Genomic DNA, 19964 nt, shown 5'->3' with positions numbered 1-19964 from the left:
TTGGAACAATATAAATATTAGTGCAGCATTTATGGTTAATAATGAATTCAGTTGGATATGTTAAATTTTATACTAATTTATAAATTTAACCATGAAAGGCTGATGGAACATGCTAGATGAAAAATCGATACAAATTGTTCAATCTACTGCACCTGTTTTGAAAGAACATAGTCAACAAATTGGGAAGAAATTTTACGAACTCCTATTTTCAAAAGCTCCCGATTTATATAACATCTTTAATCAAACGAATCAAAAAAGAGGTATCCAACAGGAAGCTTTAGGATATGCAGTGTATGCTGCTGGTGAGCATATTACGAATCTTGATGCGCTAAAACCGGTTATCGAAAGGATTACACAGAAGCATCGAGCGATTGGAGTTAAGGCTGAACAATATCCGATTGTTGGTGAAACATTGCTTCAAGCAGTCAAAGATGTTCTAGGTGATGTTGCTACAGATGAGATCATTGAGGCATGGGGAAAAGCATATGGATATATTGCCGATGCCTTTATTGAAATTGAAAAAGATCTTTATGAAGAAACTGAAAAACAAGCTGGCGGCTGGGAAGGATACCGAACCTTTTATGTCGATAAAAAAGCAGAAGAAAGTGAGACGGTTACTTCTTTTTATTTAAAACCGAAAGATGGAGAAAAGATTGCTTCATACTCTGCAGGGCAATATCTAACAATTAAAGCGGAAATACCGGGGGAGAAATATAGCCATATTCGCCATTACAGCCTTTCTTTGGCACCTGGAAAGGAGTATTACCGCATTAGTGTGAAACGCGAAGATGCTCATACCGACGCTCCAGCTGGAATTGTCTCTACTTATTTACATGAGAAAGTGAAAGTAGGAGACACTTTACTCGCATCAGCGCCTGCAGGTGATTTCGTCCTACAGAACAACGAGCGACCAGTTGTCCTAATCAGTGGTGGAATCGGCATTACACCCATGCTTTGTATGTTAAATACGATCATGGAAGAACAGCCGCAACGTGAAGTGACGTTTATTCACGCAACTGTCAACAGTCAAACACATGCCTTTAAAGATCATGTCTCTCAATTAGTGAAAGAGCATTCGAATCTTAAATCAGTGATATGTTATTCTTCACCAACTGAAGACGATCGAACGTCCGGTCATTTCGATAAAGAAGGCTTTGTAGATATGAACGTATTGCAAGCAAATCTTCCATCAAAAAAAGCGGATTTTTACTTTTGCGGGCCGATTCCTTTTATGCAAGTCATAAATCAAGCGCTAAACCAATTGGAAATACCAAAAGAACAGATTCATTTCGAGGTATTTAGTCCAATCGCTATGTTAGACGAATAATTATCGTAAGATTGTCAATCCCTGGGTTGCCTTTAAGGTGATCTTTTTTTATTTTCACAAGTGTATAAGGAACTATTTTGAAAAAATGGATATTAACAAATCCAACCTTCAGCCGATAAATTGAGGATACTATATATTAAAGGAGTTAAACATCATATTGCTGAGAAATACAGTATTAAAGTGAATGCGGGTAAAAAGGTTGTCGATATGTTTGTGGGAGGTTCGTTTACCCCCTATAGATGTCCAAAATTTTGTCAAAGACTATCAAAACATAGTTGCATCGATTGACGTGTCGTCATACCAATTAATCATTGATTGCACAACAATGGATTTGTTGACGCAGGAGATGGTTCCTAGTTTGGAAAACTCCTATAGAATGTACAAAGAGTCGGGATTTGAAAAAGTCATTTTCACGATTAAAGAGAATACGATTCTGAAAATGCAATTATCTCGATTAGCTCGAAAGACAGGGCTTACCAACGCGGAAGTTGTTAACGTATAATAAAAAATGTGGAGGTTGTCTTAACAAGGGCCTGATCCTTGTTTGGGACAACCTCTTTTTCTAAGAATTTCAATTCGGCTTATGAGGGGACTATAGTAATATGATGAACATTGCGATTAAACAAGTAGCTATTTATCATCCTGAGAATTCGATTAGCAATGATGTGTATATTAAGCATTTCAAGGAAAAAGGAAAAAATATTGAACGATTTTTAGAAGTTATGGGGAGAGAATCTCGCTATGTGATTACTAATGAGAAGGAAAATGGCTTTACAATGGGAGTGGAAGCAGCAAAAAGAGCTCTACAAAAAGCTAACTTTTCTGGTGAGGATATCGATCTTATTGTATTTAGTACACAGGTTCCGGAAACGACTTTCCCAACAAATGCCCTTTTACTGCATGATGCGATTCAAGCTGGTAAGAATACGATCGTTTTGGACTCGAATGCGAATTGTGCGGGCATGACAGTAGCGGTGGAACAAGCAAGTCGATATATGCAGGCTAATCCTCATGTAAAAACAGCTTTAATTGTCGGATCTGATTATAATACATTGATAAGTAATCCAGAAGATGAAATTACATATGCTAATTATGGAGATGCTGCCGCTTGCGTAATTTTGGAAAAAACAGATGAAGATTGTGGATTCCAAGATGCGATTTACTTTACTGATTCAGTAAACCGGGAAAAAATTATGTATCCAGCTAAAGGATTATCGCATACCTTGCGTGGAACTGGTGATGATAAATACATTCAATGGCTCCCGTTTGATGGAAGTATGGCCATGCCTCCAACGTATGAAATGTTGCATATCCTGTTAGAGAGAAATCAGCTTACCACCCGTGACATTACCGCCTATTGCTTCTCACAATTTGCCTTGGTGAATATTTTGAAAATCAAGAAGCGGTTACAGATTGCTGACAGCCAAGTTACCTATATAGGCGATCGATTTGGATATACCGGCACAAGCAGCCCTTTTATCGCTTTGCATGAAGGGATTGAAACTGGACGGATTAAACGAGGCGACTATGTAGTGTTCTGGACAATTGGTTCAGGCTATCAATTAGTTGCTATGTTATTTAAATATTAATTTGCTGAAAAAGAGATCATCTAATTTCATTAGGTGGTTTATTTTTGTATGGGTATTAATCCATTCGATCCTTTACGACCCAGAATCGAGATTTACGATCCGAAATGCAAATTTAAAAATTATGAACTCTTCTACAAAAAATCACAGCTTACATCTAAACTTCCATATATTAAAAAAGTAAATAATGAATAATCCTATTTAAATTCATCCATTACTATGCTAAGGTATTCATATCAAATGAACAATTGTATTTCTCGGGAGGACTTCAACTATGAAATTGAAATTAGGTCTACTACCACGCATTATTGTTGCTATTATTTTAGGTATTGTAATCGGTAGTTTTGCACCAGGATATCTGGTGAGAGGATTTGCAACGTTTAACGGAATTTTCGGCAACTTTATTGGATTCGTCATTCCGTTCATTATTATTGGATTTATTGCCCCTGGGATTGGGCAACTGGGGAAAGGGGCTGGAAAGCTTCTTGGCATAACGACGGCTTTTGCCTATATCTCAACAATTATTGCGGGTGCTCTTGCTTTTATCGCAAGTTATACATTGCTTCCGAACTTTATCTCGGGCAACCAACTTACCAAGACAGATAATCCAGAAGAATTTCTGCTTGAGCCTTTTTTTGTTATTGAAATGCCACCAATTATGGAAGTAATTAGTGCGTTGTTATTCGCCTTCATTATTGGAATTGGGTTAGCTTACATTAAAGGTAATACACTGCAGCTTGCATTTGACGATTTTCAACAAATTGTTGAAAAGTTAATTAAAACAGCGATTATTCCAATCTTACCTTTTCACATTTTCGGAATCTTTGCGAACATGACATATGGCGGACAAGTTCAATCGATTCTTTCCGTATTTGCAAAAGTATTTGTAATGATTATTGTGCTGCATATCGTCATGCTTATTCTTCAATATACTGTTGGCGGTTTGCTTCATAAGAAAAATCCGTTTACATTGTTGAAAATCATGGCACCTGCTTATTTTACAGCTGTTGGAACGCAATCTTCTGCGGCAACTATCCCAGTTACGCTTGGACAAGTAAAGAAAACAGGTGTTCAAAGCAGAATTGCTGATTTTACTGTGCCATTATTAGCAACGGTTCATTTGTCAGGAAGCATGATTACACTTGTCAGCTGTTCTGTAGGTGTTATGCTTCTGAATGGTACAACGCCTACCATTGCCATGTATATTCCCTTTATTCTCATGCTGGGTGTAACAATGGTTGCAGCTCCAGGTGTACCGGGTGGTGCTGTGATAGCAGCGTTGGGAGTGTTGGAAACGATGCTTGGGTTCGATCAAACGATGATCACGTTAATGATTGCTTTATACTTGGCACAAGACAGTTTAGGAACTGCTACAAATGTGACAGGTGATGGTGCTATTACGATGATTGTTGACAAATTCAGTCCGAAAAAAACTGGGAAAATGAAACAAACGAAAGCAGCAATTTAATGTAGAATTTGGATATCTTAGGGGCAGAACTCCCACAACTATTCAATTAATCGTGCTACACAGATTAATTGAATAGTTGTGGGGTCTGCCCTTTGTTTTTAGATAAATAACTGTACCACGGTTTAACAGGCTGTAATATCCTCACTTCCTACAGCTTTAGTTCTTCGAATTCATAAGTTTTACTACTCAGTGGCAAACTACACGAGTCGCATCGCTTTATTAAAAAACTAAAAAACTTTAAGGTTTAGCGACAGTTAAATGGACCTAAATAACTGTATGTAATGAAAAAAAACTTTCACTGAAATAAGTTTCATTTTATTTTTAATGAAACATTTCAACAAATAGATTATAATATAAGTGCGTCCCTCAAATGGGAAGGTAAGCTAAAGACAAAATTTTTTAGCCAAAGTTTATTGTTTTAATTAGGTGATTTTAAAATTAAAACCTTTAACATTTTAATGGTTTTATTAAAGGTATTTTTTAAAGTTTACTGGAAATGGTAAGCTTAGAAGTATTATTTATTACCCGAATTTATCTATTCGTCATCCATTTTTTGGTGGTCGTAGTAAGGCTCGCCAAGTAATCTGATGTAATTTAGTCGTCTTATACGTATCGACGACTACGGGTGCGTTATGCTATTCTTAAACCATATTAGTATTTGTGTTATGTTTCACGAACTTCTCAGGTCCACATAGATTTGAGAGTTAACACAGGAAATGGGGTCCCTTTTGCCCCGAAAATTAAAAGCATAATTGCTTATCGTAAAGGAGAATTGGATATGTCAGAAACAATCGCTAAAACAAAGCCAGAACAAGAAACACAAAAATTGTCTGCTAGCCAAGAACAACTTGATATCCTTGATCAGCTTTTAAAACCAGAGGTTCAAGAATCCTTGAATGCCTTAGTAGAGCAACTTCCGAAATTAACGGAAATTGTCAATATTATGACGAAGTCTTATGACTATGCTCAATTAGTAGCTACTGACGAAATATTAAAAAATGATACGGTTGGAGCGATCAAAGAAATTGCAGGACCTGTAGCTGGTTCAGTGAAATCACTTGCACAAACTGCTATTGAAGCAAAAGACCGTGCAGACCAAAGCAAAGATGTAGTTGGTCTCTTTGGACTGTTGAAAATGCTAAAAGATCCACAAGCACAGAATCTTTTCCGTTTCGCAAATGCATTCCTTGAAATTAATGCAGAACGTAATAAAAAATAATTCATTATCCATATAAATCGTAAGGGCGGAGGATACACGATGTCAATTTCAAAACATATTGTTATCTTAGGTGCAGGTTACGGCGGACTACTTACTGCTTTAACTGTTCGTAAATATCTAAGTAAAGAACAAGCAGAGGTAACTGTTGTAAACCAGTTCCCAACACACCAAATTATCACTGAATTACACCGTCTAGCAGCACATAATGTTGCTGAAGAAGCGGTTGCAATGCCATTGGACAAACTTCTAAAAGGCAAAGATATCGATCTTAAAATTGCAAAAGTTGAATCATTTTCTGCAGACAATAAAGAAGTGAAATTATCAAATGGTGCTACTTTATCATATGATGCTCTAGTTGTCGCTTTAGGAAGTGTAACGGCATACTTCGGTATCCCAGGACTAGAAGAAAACAGCATGGTATTAAAATCAGCCAATGATGCGAACAAAATTTACGCACATGTTGAAGACCGCATTCGTGAGTATGCAAAATCTAAAAATGAAGCAGATGCAACCATTGTAATTGGTGGAGGTGGGCTAACTGGTGTTGAATTAGTTGGCGAACTTGCTGATATCATGCCTGAGCTTGCGAAAAGCCATGGTGTAGATCCGAAAGAAATTAAATTAAAGCTTGTAGAAGCAGGTCCGAAAATCTTGCCTGTACTACCAGAAAATTTAATTGAACGTGCAACTGCAAGCTTAGAAGCGCGTGGCGTTACATTCTTAACAGGTCTTCCTGTAACAAATGTTGCTGGTAATGAGATTGATTTGAAAGATGGTCAAAAAATCATTGCGAATACATTCGTTTGGACAGGCGGCGTACAAGGGAATCCACTAGTTGGTCAGTCTGGACTTGCAGTCGATCGTGGCCGTGCGACAGTTAATGAATATCTACAATCATCTTCTCACGCAGATGTATTTGTTGTCGGTGACAGTGCTGTTGCCTTCCCTGAGGAAGGTGGTCGTCCATACGCACCAACTGCACAAAACGCTTGGCAAATGGGTGAATTAGTAGGATATAACTTATTCGCATATTTACAAGATGCAACGTTTGAAAAATTTGCACCAATTAATTCTGGTACACTTGCAAGCCTTGGCCGCAAAGATGGTGTTGCAACAGTCGGTGGCAACGATATTCCACTTAAAGGTCTTCCAGCTACACTAATGAAAGAAGCAAGTAATATCCGTTACCTTGCACATATTAAAGCTTTGTATAGCTTAGCTTACTAATTGAACGGTAAAAATACCCGTTGTTGCTTATTGAAATAAGTAGCAATGGGTTTTTTTATAACAACACTTGGATTATTTTACCGATTATGGAATTTTTGCTTTAATTCGAAAAAATCTTCATTGATTTCGCCATAAAAATAGAGGAGTTCTAAAGAATTTGGAGTAATTCTTTATCCAAAGCTGTTATTTATTCATAGTAGATCGCTTTGATTGACTCTTCTAGAGTACTTTTGTACTCAAATGACGGAGAAGGAGATAGATTACGATGTTAATAAAGCGCTTACTTTATTTGGTTGTTTTCCTTGCTTTTTTATTGGCATCTGGATGCACCATTTATTTTGGCAAGGAAACCTTTCATACCCATGAGAGTTTAGCTCAAACAAATCATCAGTTTAGTTATCACTTTGTGCTAATACCCGAAGAAGTGGATAACGAATATTGGCGGCTTATTGAAGAAGGCGCTCGTGAAGCTGCTACCATATACAATGTAAATTTAGAGTATCTAGGCCCAAAGCAAGCTGATAGTGACGAGCTTTTAAAAACGATCGATGTGGCGATTGCTGGGAAAATTGATGGAATTTTAACGCAAGGAATGAAAGACCAGGAGTTTATTAGTCTACTTAATAAAGCGGTCGGAAAAGGAATCCCTGTTGTGACGGTTGATACGGATACCCCAAATAGTGAGCGGACGAGCTATATAGGAACTGATAACTATTATGCAGGTTTTTTAGCGGGGAAGGCGTTGATAGCTGATACGGCAGGTGAACAAAAGGTAGCCATTATCACCGGTCGCTTCGCGGCTGCTAATCAGAAACTTCGAGTACAGGGCTTTATGGATGCAGTGGAACGAGAAAAACGGATTGAAATTGTTGATGTTCAGGAATCGAATATCACGAAAATTGGTGCAGTGAAAACGACACATCAGCTACTTATGAAACATCCTGAGGTGACGGCGTTTTACGGAACGAGCGCATTGGATGGTATCGGTATTGCTCAAGTAGTGGAGTCGAAGAACATAAATAATCTTTATATTCTTGCGTTTGACACACTTCCTGAAACGCTTAAATTAATGGAAAAAGGAATAATAGATGCAACAGTTGTTCAATATCCGAAGCAGATGGGATACAAAGCAGTTGAAGCACTATTTGAATTAAAGCAAGGAAAAGAAAGGGAAGAAATTAAACATACGGATACGACGGTTATTCATAAACAAGACTTACCTTTTACTCAAGCCACGTTCATTGGGGGAAGACGTCCATGAACTCGATCCGTTCGAAACTTGTCATCTATTTTTTAGTGTTTGTTGTTCTATTTAATTTCGTATCTTTTGCTATTTTTTTTAGCAGCAAGCAAATGGTTTCAGAATATCATGAAAGCTTTCGGGGATTTCTGCTCTTAAATGAAATTTCACAGCAGTCCAGTAGGATTTATGAAACAATTAATGCGTATGTAGTGGAACGAAATGATACATATATTGTAGAATATCGGGAAATACGAGGGAAGTTTATCGGAAATGAAAAACGTCTAAAAAATGCAGCGATAAGCGGAGTAAACCATCAATCGCTTGAAACGTATCGAGCGATGATGAACAGCTTGCTTGATGAAAGCGAAGCAACCATTGCTTCTGTTCAATTAGAGGATGTAGATGTATATTCGTTTCATTTAAAAGAGATTCAAAATATCTCCAATTATATTCAGGAAAAAACATTAAGCCTATTAAACGTAGAGCTTACTGAGTATCAAGATTTCTACGACAATATGGAGAAGCGGAATACGTCATATCAATGGTTTACGATTAGCTTATTCACCTCTACCATTCTCCTTGCATTATTAATCGCAGTATTTTTTTCAAGAGGTCTTACTAGACCCATTTATAGCCTAACAAAAGCTGCTAAAGAAGTGTCTGCTGGAAAACTGGACGGTGAGCAGGTTTTGATTCAGTCGAATGATGAGATGAAAATTCTGAGTGAATCTTTTAATCAGATGAGAACGAATATCCGCCAGCTTATCGTTGAAATCAGGCAAAAATCCGAACTCGATCGGCTGTTAAAGGAATTAGAGCTTAAGCATTTACAAAATCAAATCAATCCCCATTTTTTGTTTAATACGTTAAATACGATTTCAAGAACGGCCTATCTAGAAGACGCCCATCTCACTTCAAGACTGATAGAATCTGTTTCTACTATATTGCGCTATAGCTTAGAAGACTTGGATAAACCGGTGACTCTACGTGATGAGGTGAAGGTTGTCCAAGAGTACTTCTATATTCAAAAAAATAGATTTATCGATCGGATTATGTTTTCCACAACGATTGATGAAACATGTCTCGATTTGGGTATACCGAGCCTTATTTTGCAGCCAATCATTGAAAATGCTTTTATTCATGGTGTTGAGGACCTCGAGGATAATGGAGAAATTTCTTTACATATTTATCGCCAACCGGATTATGTCGTCGTGGAAGTGAAGGATAATGGAAAAGGCATGGATCAAGAAATGGTGTCTGCTTTGATGAATGAAAAATCTTCTGTTGAAGGTCACCACGAAAAGCGTATGGGACATTCTACGGGAATTGGTTTCAAGAATGTACATAAACGACTGCAATTATTTTATCAACAGGCTGATTTAATGGAAATTGATTCAAGTTCAGAAATCGGTACGACGGTCAGAATTCTTATTCCTGAAAAAGGGTGTGATTGTGGATGAAAGTTGTCATTGTAGATGATGAATTGGTGGAGCGAAAAGCAATGAAAAAGCTTATTGAAGAAAATTTTTCCGATATTAAAGTGATCGGTGAAGCAAAGAACGGCAGAATAGCGATTGAACTCGCAGATGAATTACAGCCGGATGTTATGTTCATCGATATTAAGATGCCCGGACTGAATGGATTAGAAGCCATTGGGCTCATTCGCAAAAGTCAACCGCGGATCAAGTTTATTGTAGTATCAGCTTACGCTACCTTTCAATATGCAAAGGAAGCGATGCAGGAAGGTGTTAAAGAATATCTATTAAAGCCAGGCAAAAAAAATGAAACCATTGAGACGATTCACCGTGTCTATAAGGAATTCCAACTAGAGAAGGAATCAGAAGCGTTGTTACAACAAACCTTTTTAGAGGCAAGAAAAGTAGCAGAGCAACATGTGCTAATGAAGATTATGCAACAGGATCGTACGGAAGAAACAGAGAAAATGGTTCGAGATTTGTTTCCTGAGATGAAAGTGGGCTTTTTTCACGTGTATTCTTGTTCGAATCAGCATCAATATCAACTACTAAGTCATGGTCTATCACAACTTTCACCGCATCCATGTATTATCGGCGAGTTAACAAGTGAGCGAGTAGCTGTCCTTTTTTTCTTAAATGAAAATCTTTCTTCACAAGGAAAAGTTCATGCATTAACAGTGGCGCGGGATGTAACGGTATTCGTAAATAAAAGGGAGCAGGTACAAATGCGGTGCGGAATTGGATATCCAGCAACCATCAAGAAGCTTGCTAAATCTTATCAAGAATCGGCACTTTCCTTAAATCAATTGCGAATAAGGGATGGAAGTTATTATGGCTTTCCACGTCAAGAAAAAGAGGAGGAGTCCAACGAAATAGGCGAAGTGGTTTTACAGCATTTATTGTCGGGGGATTACATAACAACCATCGCACATTTTGAGCAGTACTACGAACAATTCATGGTAAATAATAGAGAAATCTTAGGTATGGAGCGAATTAGGGAAGATTTGATCAGTGCGAAACGACAACTAGAAAACCAAGGTGTATTTGTAACCGATTTAGATGTAATCTCCATTCAATCAAAGCAAGGCTATTTGGAATTAATCGCTGATCTTTGTGAGCGGATATTGCTGCATCATGAAGGACAAAAAATGGTTTCCAAGGCGAAGGCGTATATTCACGAACATTTTCAATCATCACTTAGTTTAGAGACGATTGCTGAGTATATTCAGCTAAGCCCTACTTATTTTACGAAGCTTTTCAAAGATCAGACTGGGCAAACCTTTATTGATTATTTGACTATCTACAGAATTGAACAGGCCATTCATTTGTTACAACGAACATCCCAAAGCTTAAAAGAGATTTCTTATGCTGTCGGCTATAAGAATCCCAACTACTTTAGCCGTGTTTTTAAGAAAATCACCAATAAATCGCCAAAAGAGTATCGAAAACAAATCATAAAAATGTGAAGATAATCGTAAAATAGTTTAGAAAAATGGGACCATTCCCTCTCCTCCTCTTCCTTATAATTAAAAATAGATAGCGCTTTCATAGATGGTGATGATGAGGAGGAGGATGAACAATGAAGAAGAAATTGATATTGACGTTCTTGGTCGTGTTTTCACTTATTCTTTCTGCATGTAGTTCAGATACAAGCTCTACTGGAGAGAAAGGCGATGGTAAAGAAAAGCTTGATATCTTTAGCTGGTGGACGGGCGCTGGGGAGGAAGACGGGTTAAAAGCACTTATTGCGCTATTTGAAGAAAAATATCCTGATATCCCCATTGAAAATGCAGCCGTTGCGGGTGGCGCAGGGACAAATGCGAAGGCCGTACTGACGAGCAGGATGCAAGGGAATGATCCGCCAGCAACATTCCAAGTTCATGGTGGTTCAGAGTTGAATGATAGCTGGGTGGCAGCGGACAAAATGGAGAATTTAAATGATCTTTATAAAGAAGAAGACTGGAATGATAAGTTCCCGAAAGAGTTGATTGATCTCGTTAGCAAGGATGGAAAGATTTACTCCGTACCGGTAAATATTCATCGCAGTAATGTTCTTTGGTATAACAAAAAAGTGTTTGATGAGAATGGATTAAAAGCTCCGACTACTTTTTCAGAGTTTTTTGAGGTGGCAGATGCATTGAAAGCCAAAGGAATTACCCCACTTGCATTAGGAGATAAAGAACCTTGGACAGCTACTCATTTATTTGAAACAATTCTACTTGGGGTACTTGGTCCTGTTGATTACGGGAAGGTTTGGACAGGTGACATTGCTTTAGATGACGCAAAAGTGGTGGAAGCAGCGGAAACGTTCAAAAAGATGCTCACCTATGTGAATGAAGACCACAGCTCTCGCAATTGGCAGGATGCTTCTCAGCTCGTTGGCAATGGAGAAGCTGCGATGAACGTAATGGGAGATTGGGCAAAAGGATATTTTGTTAATGATTTAAAACTTGCTGTAAATGAAGATTTTGGCTATATCGCTACACCAGAGACAGACGGAGACTTCATTGTTATTACCGATACTTTTGGTCTTCCAAAAGGGTTGAAGAATGCGGATGATGTGAAAAAGTTTTTGGGTGTATTAGGATCTGTTGAAGGGCAAGATGTTTTTAACCCATTGAAAGGTTCGATTCCTGCACGGATCGATTCAGATCTATCTAAATATGATCAATATGGAAAAGACACAATTGAAGAGTTTAAAACGGCTAACCTTGCTCCTAGCTTAGCGCATGGGTCGGCTGCTCCAGAAGGTTTTGTTACGAAAGTGAACCAGGCTGTTAACATCTTTGTCACACAAGGAGATGTCGATCAATTTATTGGTTCCTTGAAATCAGCAGGATCTGAACTTAAATAGTTGTTACTAAGGTGGGGGTGTCTTATAAGGGTCTGACCTCGTACACTAAACCAGTATAAAGTGTCTTATACTGTATTTAGTTGTTGCGGGGTCTGACCCTTTGCTCTGGGATACCGCCTCTTTTTCTTAAAAGGGAGGTTAATTCAGTGGAACTAGTCAAACAAAACAATCCTCAAAAAGTGGTGCGGGCTACGAAAAGGAAGAAAAAATTATCGACAGATCATATGATGGCATTAGCCTTTTTACTGCCCTCTTTTATCCTTATTGTTATTTTTGTTTATGGATTTATCGGTTGGACAGGTTATGTTTCATTAAGTAATTGGAATTCTCTCGTTCCGGACTTCTCTTTTGTAGGGTTGAAAAACTATCTATATCTGTTTGGCGATTTTCGATTTCAAGCTGATTTAAGAAATACCTTATTCTTTACGATTTTATTTATCGGCTTAGTCATAATATTTGGCTTATCCTTAGCTATTTTACTTGATCAAAAAATCAAGGGTGAGTCCGTTTTTCGAAATCTTTTCTTTTTCCCGATGGCCTTATCCTTTGTTGTAACAGGAGTTGTTTGGCAATGGTTGTTGAACCCCTCTACAGGTGTTAACTTATTTTTAAAAACATTTGGAATTCAACCAAAATGGTATACAGATACAACGATTCTAGCTGGTTTCAAATGGGGGCAAATCGAATTTGGTCTGCCAGTTGCGATGATTGCAGTTGGAATTGCTGCTGTTTGGCAAATGACCGGCTTTTCACTTGCGATGTATATTGCAGGGCTTCGTGGTATTCCTGACGAAACGCGTGAAGCAGCTAGGATGGACGGGGCAACAGAATTACAAATTTATTGGAAAGTAATTCTTCCTCAATTACGGCCCATTACAGTCAGTGTGATTATTATTATGGCACATATATCCTTGAAAATATTTGACTTGATTTATTCGATGACAGGACCTGGAGCGAATTTTGTAACAGATGTTCCTGGTGTTTACATGTTCGAAACAACATTCCGGGGAAATTATTATGCGAATGGTGCTGCGATTGCGATCATCATGCTGTTGAGTGTGGCAATTTTCATGGTGCCTTATTTAATTCGTAGTCGAAAGGGGGAGGCTTAGGATGGTATTACGCAGCATATCTAAACCATTGATCTACGTCCTATTAATTGCAGTAAGCATCTTTTTCCTCATGCCCATTTACGTGTTGATTATTACAAGCTTAAAACCATTAGAAGAAATTACTTTAGCGAATATGTGGAAATTACCGTCTGTTCTAGATATGAGCAGCTATTCGGAAGCCTTCTCGAAACTTGCTCCCAATTTAATGAATTCCTTTTACCTAGTCATTCCGGCAACAATTCTATCAGCCATGCTTGGGGCGATGAGTGGCTATGTGCTATCGAAATGGAAATTCAAAGGGTCAGAGATTTTATTTACGCTGATGTTGTTCGGCATGTTTATTCCTTATCAAAGTATTCTAATTCCCCTTATTCAATTTTTACGTGAGGTGGGATTGTATAATACGATACCTGGTTTAATTTTAGTCCATGTGGTTTATGGAATTCCTATTGCAACACTGATGTTCCGTAATTTTTATGTGAACATTCCCGATGAAATGATTGAATCAGCCAAAATTGATGGCGCTAATTTCCTAGGAGTCTTCCGCCATATCATGATTCCCTTATCCATTTCCGGTTTTGTAGTCGTATCCATATGGCAATTCACAAATATTTGGAATGAATTTCTATTTGCAGTAACCATTACGACATCTGATCAACAACCTGTTATGGTTGCTTTGCAAAATCTTTCAGGAAGCCAAATTGTTCAGTGGAATGTCCAAATGGCAGGTGCTTTACTTGCGGCACTGCCAACATTGATTGTTTATATTCTGCTTGGAAAATATTTTGTAAAAGGTCTTTTGGCCGGGTCTGTGAAAGGATAAATAAGAAGATTCAATGCAGATAACCTTCCTTTTTGTTATTTTTGTTCTGGAAATAAATTGAACAATCATATAACTAAGTAGGGGGGTTTTTATGGCTAAGTACAGAAGATTCAAGTTCGCACGTGGACCTCTGCCTACAAGGTATGTAATCTTGATTACGTTTCTTTTTTTCATTATATCTACGGTTTTTAGTGGTTGGGTGATTAATAAAAAAATTGAACCTCATTTAATAGAAATAGCAGAAGCGAAAACCAGGGAATTTGCGGTTGAAGCAATAAATGATGCAATAGAGAAAAAGATCAGTCAAAATGTTGATATTAGAAAGCTAATCGTCACTCATCAAGCAGGAGATCAAATAGGGTATAGCTTTGACCCTAGTATTTATAATCATGTTGCTTCCGAAACAACATTACGAGTTCAAGAATATTTAGAAGCGATAAAAGAAGGAGAGCTTGAAACTTTACAAACATTTAAAAATGATGAGTTTATCGACTATGAAAGTTCGGTGAAAGAAAAAGGTGTCATCTATAAAATTCCTTTAGGTATGGCTTCAGATGCCGTTTTGCTCGCAAATCTAGGGCCTAAGGTGCCTGTTCGCTTTGAAATTATCGGGGATGTGACATCAGAGGTGGAAACAACTACGAAGGAAACGGGAATTAATAATACGATTCTTGAAATATTTGTGAATATTAAGGTGAATATGCATGTGATCATTCCTTCGGTTGAAAAAGAGATTACTGTAGAAAATCGTGTTAAAATTGGTGATTTGATTTTACCAGGAAAAGTTCCGACGTACTATAATGGCGGTGGCAAACAGAGCGACGTAAATCCAATGGTTATTCCTGACAAAAAGGAAGAGAAGGAATAAAGTGAACCTTCAATCAGTGGGGGTTTTCTTCATCCCCCATTGATTGTTAGTCCCGTTCTACTGTCGCTAATACCTCCACTTCGCTTCGGTAAAGCGACACTACGAACCCGATTGGTTCAACTAAACCTTTGAAGACCACAAAGGTAAGTTTCACTGTATCTCATCAATCGGGCTTTAACGGGCAGTTGTCCCCCACCTAAGCTTCTTCGATTCCTCTAAGCCTTGAGGTGGGGGTCTTGACTTTCCGTTAATGCGGGGTAAAACCAAATACTAGTCGGTCTAAAAAAGCCAAGGGCCAGACGCCACAACTTCTATATCATGAAAATACAGATTCGGAGTTGTGGCAAAGCCCCTTTTTAAGATACTCACTTGCAGTCTTATCTTATTCTTTTGGCAACACGATTTGTTTGTACAATTTTACAGTAATTACATAATACAGGCTGTAAATGATTAAGAATATGATAATTGGAACCCAAATTCGGTAGTACGGATTTAAAATAATGAAAGAGAACATATTCATACCAATCAACACATGAGTAAGGCCAATGATTGCAGGAAATAGGAAGATAATAAATAATTCTTTATAAACAGATGTTGAAAGCTGAGAGCGTCTGACGCCGATTTTCCTTAGCATTTGGTAGCGTGATGTATCTTTAGAAGCACCTGATACTATTTTGAACATGAGGCAGCTTGCCATCATCGCGAGAAAGGCAATGCCTAAAAAGAGGCCCATGAACATCGTCCCGCTTGTAAAGCTACTATACATATTATAAAAGGAATATTTGCTTGTTAAGTCATCTGCTGTTAGGTTTGGTTCTTTCTCTAACACAAGCATGTCAATTTCTTGCCATTCATGTAAATAGTCCATGAACTTGTCGCTTTTTCCAATATACATAAGCATCTCTTGTCCCTGTATTTCATGATACGTTTCTGCATCTAAGACGATCGTTTGCTTAATTTCCCGGTAATTGGTTTGTAGATTCCATAAGGCTCTAGCCCATTCATCTGAGAGCTGTTGGCCCACTTCTGGGCTCTTCACTTCACGTAATGAAATCTTGCCTTGGGGAAGGGCTTCCGTGACCCGTTTGAATTTGGGCTTTTTTCCATCTGAAAGTAATAGGAGCGGACGTTGATTATCTAAGTCATCACGTAAATAATACGTATAGTCAGCATCTTCTTTGAATCGGTATTGATTCTCTTCGGTAAAATGAACGCTTTTTAAGATCGCTTTTTCTTCTGCGTTCGGATTTTTTATGACAACATCGTATACATTCATCATTTCTGCCATTTGTGAGGCACTATTTTTAAAAGCAAGACCAGCAGATATTGCACCGGCCCCAAGAGCAATAAGCATGGCTACAGTTGCTAATATCTTCGTCAAACCTTGAATTCTAAAATTCAATTGGGCGAATGTGAAAGATGTGACACCTTTTGTCGTCCAGCGTTTGTTGGCTTGTATTCGTCGGACTATGACAGGAAGGTAGCCTATGAACAATAAGTAGGTTCCGAGTGTCGTGAATGTTGGTGCTGCGAACAAGCCAATCTCTCGCAACTGTTCCATGAAAATTAAAGAAACATAGCCTAGGCATAAGGTTATTAGACCAAGTAAGATCAACCAACTGTTTTTCTTTTTCTGAATCGGCATCTCATCAGGATGAACGTCGGAATAGATCAGCTGTAACACTTGAACTCTCGATAACTTGATATGATTGATTAAAGCGGTAAATAAAAATACGACGATAAAAAAGACAAAGGTTGCCAATACAGCTGGTAGATAGAATGATTGATAGCCCTCTAATGTGATGTTGAGCTGTCCGGCAAGTAGATAGCCAACGATGAAAGCTAGTCCGATTCCAACGGTAATTCCAATGACTAAAGATGCTGCACCAATCACCATTGTTTCAACAAACATAATTTTCTTGATGCTCTTTTTCTTAGCCCCAAGCATCATATACATTCCAAATTCCTTTTGTCGTAAAGAGAGTAGAAAGGTGTTAGTGTAGAGCATATACATAATGGTTACGACTGAAAGCAGTACAGAACCAACAATAAAGACGAGTTGAATGTTTCTGATCATTGCATTGGACTTAATAAACTCTGTATTCCAAGAAAGTGTTTGGAACATATAGAAAACGGAAATTGTCATGACGAGCCCGGATAATAAGACAAAATAATCTTTCAGTTTACCCTTCATGCCAGCGAGTGATAATTTTAGTAACATCGATAATTCTCCTTTCTTATGCGTTCTTTGTTCCAAGCTGCGCAAGCACGTCTAGAATTTCTTTGTAAAATAATTCACGAGTGGACGAACGGTGAATTTCCTTATGAAGCTTGCCATCTTGGATAAAAATAATTCGTTGGCAGTAACTTGCGCTATATGCATCATGGGTCACCATCATGATGGACACATTTTGCCTGTCATTTAAGTCTTTCATGGTTTCAAGCAAGCTTGTTGCATTTTTGGAATCAAGTGCTCCTGTCGGTTCGTCTCCTAGAATGACAGTTGGTTCGTGAACGAGAGCTCGGGCAGCGGCAGAGCGCTGCTTTTGACCACCTGAGATTTCAGCAGGATATTTTTGCAGCAATTCTTCAATCCCTAAACGTTTCGCGACGGTCATGACTTTTGCATCCACATTTTTAGCGGGCGTTCCTTGTAAATACAGGGGGAGGGCAATGTTTTCGGCAATTGTCATATTCTCGAGCAAGTTGAAGTCCTGAAAAATGAAGCCTAATTTTTGTGAGCGAAAATCAGAAAGTTCATCTTGCCCCATATCGGTAATATCGACATTGTCAATTTTAATTTCGCCAGACGTGACTTGATCAAGTGTTGAAATCACATTCAATAACGTCGTTTTCCCCGATCCGGAAGGCCCCATGATTCCAACAAACTCTCCTTCTTGCATCGAAAAAGAGACATCGTTTAGCGCCTTAAACTGGTTGCCGCCTTTTTTCCCATAAACCTTTTGAACGTTACGTACTTCTACTACTGGTGATTTCATTTATATGTCCTCCTTTGTATTAATAATAAATGTGTGTATTATGTAATACATACACTTTGTATATGTGTACTATACACGTAGTACATTGATTGAGTCAATCATTGTTTTTTGCAAGTTAAGCTAAGCCGTCAAAAACAAAAGAGGGTGTATGATTGCAAAGTGGTCCATACAATCTACGAATCGAATTGCATAATGGAACAAAAAAATACGGAACCTAAAAAAAGCTTGTCCCAATAATATGTGTACATATAATAGAGAGCATATCCCCTTCCCCTGTATAAAGGGATCCGCACACTACAATACTTGGCTCTCCCTTTTCATGACGGATTGTTTCAAAACATTCATGGTTTGACACACACACAGATCTGTGAGATTATATTCCTAACGACCGTTAGGGAGGTTCGATTATGAGTGCTGAGTTAATTCGTAACGTCGCTCTTATTCAGTTTGCAAGAGATGGATATGAAGGGGCGTCACTTAGTAAAATAGCGGAAGAAGTCGGCATAAAAAAACCAAGCATTTATGCTCATTATAAAGGCAAGGATGAGTTGTTTTTTGCTGTCGTGAACTATGCGATAGATACGGAAAAAAGAAGAATCATCGGATACTTTCAATCGCAAGAAAATAAACCGATTGAGGATGTGTTACGAGGTTTTTTTGATTGGATTGAAAAAGAAAACATGGAAAATGATCATGCGAGATTTCTGTTACGAATTTCCTTTTTTCCTCCTTCAAAGCTGCACCAGGATGTTTGTGATCTCGTGAATCCATTCCTTGAACAAATGCAGCGAATATTGGCAAGATGGCTCCGAAACAGAAGTAGAAGTCTCTACATTTCAAACGCGATGGACTATGCGCTTGCTTATCTTACACTGGTTGATGGAACGGTTCTCGAACTGATTTACAGTGGGTCTGTGCCCTACAAAAAACGTGTTCGTGCTGCATGGCCGATTTTTTGGCGTGGGTTATTTACAAAAGAGGAAGGAGTGGATGAAACATGAATCGGAATTGGATCTATGTACTACTAGCAGGAATCCTTGAAATTGTTTGGGTTTCAGGGTTGAAATATTCCAATAATACATTGGAGTGGGTTCTAACAGGAGTAGCCATTGTTATTAGTTTCGTTGTGCTAGTAATAGCAACCAAACACCTGCCGGTTGGAACGGTGTATGCTGTTTTCACCGGAATTGGCACAGCCGGAACCGTGATTGTAGAAATGGCCGTTTTCGGTGAACCCTTTAAATTAGTAAAAATCGTACTCATCGGAACCCTTCTTTGTGGGGTAATCGGATTAAAGGTGTTAACGAGTGAGGAAGAAGATACGAAGGTAGAAGGAGGGAAAGCCTAATGCATTGGGCAGCGGTGATTTTGGCAGGCAGTCTAGAAATTTTTGGTGTGATCAATATGAAGCGCTTGGCAATGAAGAAATGGGATGCGGCGCTTTATCTAATTCTATCGTTTGGTGTCAGTTTTATGCTGTTATCTTATGCAATGACTGAGCTTCCTATGGGGACAGCCTATGCAGTTTGGACGGGAATAGGTACAGTCGGAGCGGCTTTAGTTGGGATGTTCTTATACGGTGAAGCAAGAGAATGGAAGCGACTAGCATGTATCGCATTGATTCTCAGCTCGGCCGTTGGCTTGAAGCTTATTTCTTAAAGAAAAATCTGTCGATTAGGCAGATTTTTTTAGGTTGAGCATAAAATGACTATTATGTTAGGGATGGATGATCAGTATATGGTTAATACAAGTGCGTATTCAAA

The 19964-nt window shown here is 38.3% G+C and carries 18 protein-coding genes; 16 read left to right on the top strand and 2 right to left on the bottom strand.

The annotated features are described in order from the left end of the window. Positions 1-109 precede the first annotated feature (109 nt). From hmpA to yunB, 13 genes are all read left to right on the top strand, one after another. Entirely contained in the window at positions 110-1327 is a 1218-nt protein-coding gene (gene hmpA, locus JNUCC23_RS17150; RefSeq protein ID WP_454212608.1) for an NO-inducible flavohemoprotein, read from the top strand. Between the two features lie 211 nt (positions 1328-1538). Continuing rightward, a complete protein-coding gene (locus JNUCC23_RS17145) occupies positions 1539-1829 on the top strand; it encodes a hypothetical protein (protein WP_454212606.1) in 291 nt (96 codons plus the stop codon). Positions 1830-1929: 100 nt separating this feature from the next. Next, positions 1930-2916: a ketoacyl-ACP synthase III gene (locus JNUCC23_RS17140; RefSeq protein WP_454212605.1), complete on the top strand. Its 987-nt coding sequence runs from the start codon at positions 1930-1932 to the stop codon at positions 2914-2916. Between the two features lie 277 nt (positions 2917-3193). Beyond that, positions 3194-4381 carry a dicarboxylate/amino acid:cation symporter gene (locus tag JNUCC23_RS17135; protein WP_454216107.1) on the top strand — a complete coding sequence of 396 codons (1188 nt, stop codon included), beginning with the start codon at positions 3194-3196 and terminating at the stop codon, positions 4379-4381. A 778-nt stretch (positions 4382-5159) separates the two neighbouring features. Next, a complete protein-coding gene (locus JNUCC23_RS17130) occupies positions 5160-5600 on the top strand; it encodes a DUF1641 domain-containing protein (RefSeq protein ID WP_403068751.1) in 441 nt (146 codons plus the stop codon). A 45-nt stretch (positions 5601-5645) separates the two neighbouring features. Then, positions 5646-6827 (top strand): NAD(P)/FAD-dependent oxidoreductase, encoded by a 1182-nt coding sequence (locus tag JNUCC23_RS17125; RefSeq protein ID WP_403071992.1) that lies wholly within the window; start codon positions 5646-5648, stop codon positions 6825-6827. Positions 6828-7092: 265 nt separating this feature from the next. Beyond that, on the top strand, positions 7093-8088 hold the full coding sequence (locus tag JNUCC23_RS17120; RefSeq protein WP_454212603.1) for a sugar-binding protein: 996 nt from the start codon (positions 7093-7095) through the stop codon (positions 8086-8088). Continuing rightward, on the top strand, positions 8085-9530 hold the full coding sequence (locus JNUCC23_RS17115; RefSeq protein WP_062176506.1) for a sensor histidine kinase: 1446 nt from the start codon (positions 8085-8087) through the stop codon (positions 9528-9530). The genes JNUCC23_RS17120 and JNUCC23_RS17115 overlap by 4 nt, the downstream gene beginning before the upstream one ends. Continuing rightward, complete coding sequence (locus tag JNUCC23_RS17110) at positions 9527-11011, top strand: response regulator transcription factor (protein ID WP_454212601.1); 1485 nt, start codon at positions 9527-9529, stop codon at positions 11009-11011. Before JNUCC23_RS17115 ends, JNUCC23_RS17110 begins: the two co-directional genes overlap by 4 nt. A 113-nt stretch (positions 11012-11124) precedes the next feature. Continuing rightward, positions 11125-12399, top strand: coding sequence for an ABC transporter substrate-binding protein (locus tag JNUCC23_RS17105; protein ID WP_062176512.1), 1275 nt, complete (start codon positions 11125-11127; stop codon positions 12397-12399). Positions 12400-12545: 146 nt separating this feature from the next. Further along, on the top strand, positions 12546-13511 hold the full coding sequence (locus JNUCC23_RS17100; RefSeq protein ID WP_454212599.1) for a carbohydrate ABC transporter permease: 966 nt from the start codon (positions 12546-12548) through the stop codon (positions 13509-13511). 1 nt (position 13512) lies between these two features. Further along, positions 13513-14334, top strand: coding sequence for a carbohydrate ABC transporter permease (locus JNUCC23_RS17095; RefSeq protein WP_403068767.1), 822 nt, complete (start codon positions 13513-13515; stop codon positions 14332-14334). A gap of 91 nt (positions 14335-14425) precedes the next feature. Next, complete coding sequence (yunB, locus tag JNUCC23_RS17090) at positions 14426-15202, top strand: sporulation protein YunB (RefSeq protein ID WP_403068770.1); 777 nt, start codon at positions 14426-14428, stop codon at positions 15200-15202. 382 nt (positions 15203-15584) lie between these two features. On the opposite strand, the gene JNUCC23_RS17085 is transcribed toward yunB, so the two are convergent. Next, entirely contained in the window at positions 15585-17423 is a 1839-nt protein-coding gene (locus JNUCC23_RS17085) for an FtsX-like permease family protein (protein ID WP_454212596.1), read from the bottom strand. Between the two features lie 16 nt (positions 17424-17439). Next, positions 17440-18201, bottom strand: coding sequence for an ABC transporter ATP-binding protein (locus tag JNUCC23_RS17080; protein WP_403068776.1), 762 nt, complete (start codon positions 18199-18201; stop codon positions 17440-17442). Between the two features lie 407 nt (positions 18202-18608). Between JNUCC23_RS17080 and JNUCC23_RS17075 the strand changes: the two genes are divergently transcribed. The 3 genes from JNUCC23_RS17075 to JNUCC23_RS17065 are packed head-to-tail and all read left to right on the top strand — an operon-like array spanning position 18609 to position 19860. After that, the gene (locus tag JNUCC23_RS17075) at positions 18609-19202 is read left to right on the top strand and encodes a TetR/AcrR family transcriptional regulator (RefSeq protein ID WP_454212593.1); all 594 of its coding nucleotides are present in this window, start codon (positions 18609-18611) and stop codon (positions 19200-19202) included. Further along, entirely contained in the window at positions 19199-19549 is a 351-nt protein-coding gene (locus JNUCC23_RS17070; protein WP_403068780.1) for a DMT family transporter, read from the top strand. Before JNUCC23_RS17075 ends, JNUCC23_RS17070 begins: the two co-directional genes overlap by 4 nt. Then, entirely contained in the window at positions 19549-19860 is a 312-nt protein-coding gene (locus JNUCC23_RS17065) for a DMT family transporter (protein WP_062176533.1), read from the top strand. The genes JNUCC23_RS17070 and JNUCC23_RS17065 overlap by 1 nt, the downstream gene beginning before the upstream one ends. Positions 19861-19964: the final 104 nt, after the last annotated feature.

The sequence above is a fragment of the Peribacillus sp. JNUCC 23 genome, assembly GCF_053653995.1.
The sequence above is the reverse complement of the archived record's forward strand: the minus strand, read 5'-3'. Positions and strand labels throughout refer to the sequence as shown.